Annotated in this window: 2 rRNA genes; both read left to right on the top strand. The window is 57.3% G+C overall.

Features of this window, described 5'->3' with window-relative positions:
• Positions 1-2 precede the first annotated feature (2 nt).
• Positions 3-1,528 (top strand): 16S ribosomal RNA (locus M5362_RS32890).
• Between the two features lie 286 nt (positions 1,529-1,814).
• A 23S ribosomal RNA gene (locus tag M5362_RS32885) occupies positions 1,815-4,937 on the top strand.
• The 16S and 23S rRNA genes sit together here, the layout of an rRNA operon.
• Position 4,938 lies beyond the last annotated feature (1 nt).

The following is a 4,938-nucleotide window of genomic DNA, read 5'->3' as shown; positions in this document are numbered from 1 at the left end:
CATTCACGGAGAGTTTGATCCTGGCTCAGGACGAACGCTGGCGGCGTGCTTAACACATGCAAGTCGAACGATGAAGCCCTTCGGGGTGGATTAGTGGCGAACGGGTGAGTAACACGTGGGCAATCTGCCCTTCACTCTGGGACAAGCCCTGGAAACGGGGTCTAATACCGGATAACACCGGCCTTCGCATGGAGGCTGGTTAAAAGCTCCGGCGGTGAAGGATGAGCCCGCGGCCTATCAGCTTGTTGGTGGGGTAATGGCCCACCAAGGCGACGACGGGTAGCCGGCCTGAGAGGGCGACCGGCCACACTGGGACTGAGACACGGCCCAGACTCCTACGGGAGGCAGCAGTGGGGAATATTGCACAATGGGCGAAAGCCTGATGCAGCGACGCCGCGTGAGGGATGACGGCCTTCGGGTTGTAAACCTCTTTCAGCAGGGAAGAAGCGAAAGTGACGGTACCTGCAGAAGAAGCGCCGGCTAACTACGTGCCAGCAGCCGCGGTAATACGTAGGGCGCAAGCGTTGTCCGGAATTATTGGGCGTAAAGAGCTCGTAGGCGGCTTGTCACGTCGGGTGTGAAAGCCCGGGGCTTAACCCCGGGTCTGCATCCGATACGGGCAGGCTAGAGTGTGGTAGGGGAGATCGGAATTCCTGGTGTAGCGGTGAAATGCGCAGATATCAGGAGGAACACCGGTGGCGAAGGCGGATCTCTGGGCCATTACTGACGCTGAGGAGCGAAAGCGTGGGGAGCGAACAGGATTAGATACCCTGGTAGTCCACGCCGTAAACGTTGGGAACTAGGTGTTGGCGACATTCCACGTCGTCGGTGCCGCAGCTAACGCATTAAGTTCCCCGCCTGGGGAGTACGGCCGCAAGGCTAAAACTCAAAGGAATTGACGGGGGCCCGCACAAGCAGCGGAGCATGTGGCTTAATTCGACGCAACGCGAAGAACCTTACCAAGGCTTGACATATACCGGAAAGCATTAGAGATAGTGCCCCCCTTGTGGTCGGTATACAGGTGGTGCATGGCTGTCGTCAGCTCGTGTCGTGAGATGTTGGGTTAAGTCCCGCAACGAGCGCAACCCTTGTCCTGTGTTGCCAGCATGCCCTTCGGGGTGATGGGGACTCACAGGAGACCGCCGGGGTCAACTCGGAGGAAGGTGGGGACGACGTCAAGTCATCATGCCCCTTATGTCTTGGGCTGCACACGTGCTACAATGGCCGGTACAAAGAGCTGCGATGCCGCGAGGCGGAGCGAATCTCAAAAAGCCGGTCTCAGTTCGGATTGGGGTCTGCAACTCGACCCCATGAAGTCGGAGTTGCTAGTAATCGCAGATCAGCATTGCTGCGGTGAATACGTTCCCGGGCCTTGTACACACCGCCCGTCACGTCACGAAAGTCGGTAACACCCGAAGCCGGTGGCCCAACCCCTTGTGGGAGGGAGCTGTCGAAGGTGGGACTGGCGATTGGGACGAAGTCGTAACAAGGTAGCCGTACCGGAAGGTGCGGCTGGATCACCTCCTTTCTAAGGAGCACAGTACCGATTGCAGACAAACGTTCTGCACGGTCAGCTCATGGGTGGAACGTTGATTAGTTGGCGTGAGTGACCTGATGGTTCTTCGAGTACTGCTTCGGCGTGGAAAGAAGAACACGGAGGGTGGCTCACGCTTGGCACGTTGTTGGGTGTCTGAGGGTACGGCCGTAAGGTTTGTATCTTCGCGATGCCGGCCCCAGTGCACTCACCAGGTTCTGGTGGGGTGATGGGTGGCTGGTCGTTGCTTGAGAACTACACAGTGGACGCGAGCATCTGTGGCCAAGTTTTTAAGGGCGCACGGTGGATGCCTTGGCACCAGGAACCGATGAAGGACGTGGGAGGCCACGATAGTCCCCGGGGAGCCGTCAACCAGGCTTTGATCCGGGGGTTTCCGAATGGGGAAACCCGGCAGTCGTCATGGGCTGTCACCCATGCCTGAACACATAGGGCATGTGGAGGGAACGAGGGGAAGTGAAACATCTCAGTACCCTCAGGAAGAGAAAACAACCGTGATTCCGGGAGTAGTGGCGAGCGAAACCGGATGAGGCCAAACCGTATGCGTGTGATACCCGGCAGGGGTTGCGCATGCGGGGTTGTGGGATCTCTCTTTCACAGTCTGCCGGCTGTGAGACGAGTCAGAAACCGTTGATGTAGGCGAAGGACATGCGAAAGGTCCGGCGTAGAGGGTAAGACCCCCGTAGCTGAAACATTGACGGCTCGTTTGAGAGACACCCAAGTAGCACGGGGCCCGAGAAATCCCGTGTGAATCTGGCGGGACCACCCGCTAAGCCTAAATATTCCCTGGTGACCGATAGCGGATAGTACCGTGAGGGAATGGTGAAAAGTACCGCGGGAGCGGAGTGAAATAGTACCTGAAACCGTGTGCCTACAAGCCGTGGGAGCGTCGCTCATTGGGTTTACCCAATGGGTCGTGACTGCGTGCCTTTTGAAGAATGAGCCTGCGAGTTTGCGGTGTGTTGCGAGGTTAACCCGTGTGGGGAAGCCGTAGCGAAAGCGAGTCCGAATAGGGCGTTTCAGTAGCACGCTCAAGACCCGAAGCGGAGTGATCTAGCCATGGGCAGGTTGAAGCGGAGGTAAGACTTCGTGGAGGACCGAACCCACCAGGGTTGAAAACCTGGGGGATGACCTGTGGTTAGGGGTGAAAGGCCAATCAAACTCCGTGATAGCTGGTTCTCCCCGAAATGCATTTAGGTGCAGCGTCGTGTGTTTCTTACCGGAGGTAGAGCACTGGATAGGCGATGGGCCCTACCGGGTTACTGACCTTAGCCAAACTCCGAATGCCGGTAAGTGAGAGCGCGGCAGTGAGACTGTGGGGGATAAGCTCCATGGTCGAGAGGGAAACAGCCCAGAGCATCGACTAAGGCCCCTAAGCGTACGCTAAGTGGGAAAGGATGTGGAGTCGCAGAGACAACCAGGAGGTTGGCTTAGAAGCAGCCACCCTTGAAAGAGTGCGTAATAGCTCACTGGTCAAGTGATTCCGCGCCGACAATGTAGCGGGGCTCAAGCGTACCGCCGAAGTCGTGTCATTGCAGCAATAGGGCCAACGCCCGCTGTGATGGGTAGGGGAGCGTCGTGTGCCGGGTGAAGCAGCCGCGGAAGCGAGTTGTGGACGGTTCACGAGTGAGAATGCAGGCATGAGTAGCGATACACACGTGAGAAACGTGTGCGCCGATTGACTAAGGGTTCCTGGGTCAAGCTGATCTGCCCAGGGTAAGTCGGGACCTAAGGCGAGGCCGACAGGCGTAGTCGATGGACAACCGGTTGATATTCCGGTACCCGCTTTGAAACGCCCAATATCGAGCCCTCTGATGCTAAGCCCGTGAAGCCGTTCCGGACCCTTCGGGGAAAGGAAAGTGGTGGAGCCGGCGAACCAAGGTGGTAGTAGGTAAGCGATGGGGTGACGCAGGAAGGTAGTCCAGCCCGGGCGGTGGTTGTCCCGGGGTAAGGGTGTAGGCCGTGTGATAGGCAAATCCGTCACACATTAAGGCTGAGACCTGATGCCGAGCCGATTGTGGTGAAGTGGATGATCCTATGCTGTCGAGAAAAGCCTCTAGCGAGTTTCATGGCGGCCCGTACCCTAAACCGACTCAGGTGGTCAGGTAGAGAATACCGAGGCGTTCGGGTGAACTATGGTTAAGGAACTCGGCAAAATGCCCCCGTAACTTCGGGAGAAGGGGGGCCATCACTGGTGATGAGTCTTGCACTCTGAGCTGGGGGTGGCCGCAGAGACCAGCGAGAAGCGACTGTTTACTAAAAACACAGGTCCGTGCGAAGCCGTAAGGCGATGTATACGGACTGACGCCTGCCCGGTGCTGGAACGTTAAGGGGACCGGTTAGTGACCTTTCGGGGTTGCGAAGCTGAGAACTTAAGCGCCAGTAAACGGCGGTGGTAACTATAACCATCCTAAGGTAGCGAAATTCCTTGTCGGGTAAGTTCCGACCTGCACGAATGGCGTAACGACTTCTCGACTGTCTCAACCATAGGCCCGGTGAAATTGCACTACGAGTAAAGATGCTCGTTTCGCGCAGCAGGACGGAAAGACCCCGGGACCTTTACTACAGTTTGATATTGGTGTTCGGTTCGGCTTGTGTAGGATAGGTGGGAGACTTTGAAGCCGTGACGCCAGTCATGGTGGAGTCGCCGTTGAAATACCACTCTGGTCGTGCTGGATGTCTAACCTCGGTCCGTGATCCGGATCAGGGACAGTGTCTGATGGGTAGTTTAACTGGGGCGGTTGCCTCCTAAAGAGTAACGGAGGCGCCCAAAGGTTCCCTCAGCCTGGTTGGCAATCAGGTGTTGAGTGTAAGTGCACAAGGGAGCTTGACTGTGAGACCGACGGGTCGAGCAGGGACGAAAGTCGGGACTAGTGATCCGGCGGTGGCTTGTGGAAGCGCCGTCGCTCAACGGATAAAAGGTACCCCGGGGATAACAGGCTGATCTTCCCCAAGAGTCCATATCGACGGGATGGTTTGGCACCTCGATGTCGGCTCGTCGCATCCTGGGGCTGGAGTCGGTCCCAAGGGTTGGGCTGTTCGCCCATTAAAGCGGTACGCGAGCTGGGTTTAGAACGTCGTGAGACAGTTCGGTCCCTATCCGCTGCGCGCGTAGGAATATTGAGAAGGGCTGTCCCTAGTACGAGAGGACCGGGACGGACGAACCTCTGGTGTGCCAGTTGTCCTGCCAAGGGCATGGCTGGTTGGCTACGTTCGGGAGGGATAACCGCTGAAAGCATCTAAGCGGGAAGCCTGCTTCGAGATGAGTATTCCCACCTCCTTGAGAGGGTAAGGCTCCCAGTAGACGACTGGGTTGATAGGCCGGATGTGGAAGCCCAGTAATGGGTGGAGCTGACCGGTACTAATAGGCCGAGGGCTTGTCCTCA

Origin of the sequence: Streptomyces sp. Je 1-79 (assembly GCF_025195125.1) — a bacterium.
Classification (GTDB): domain Bacteria; phylum Actinomycetota; class Actinomycetes; order Streptomycetales; family Streptomycetaceae; genus Streptomyces.
Note: the sequence above shows the minus strand (reverse complement) of the source record. Positions and strands in the feature narration are given on the sequence as shown.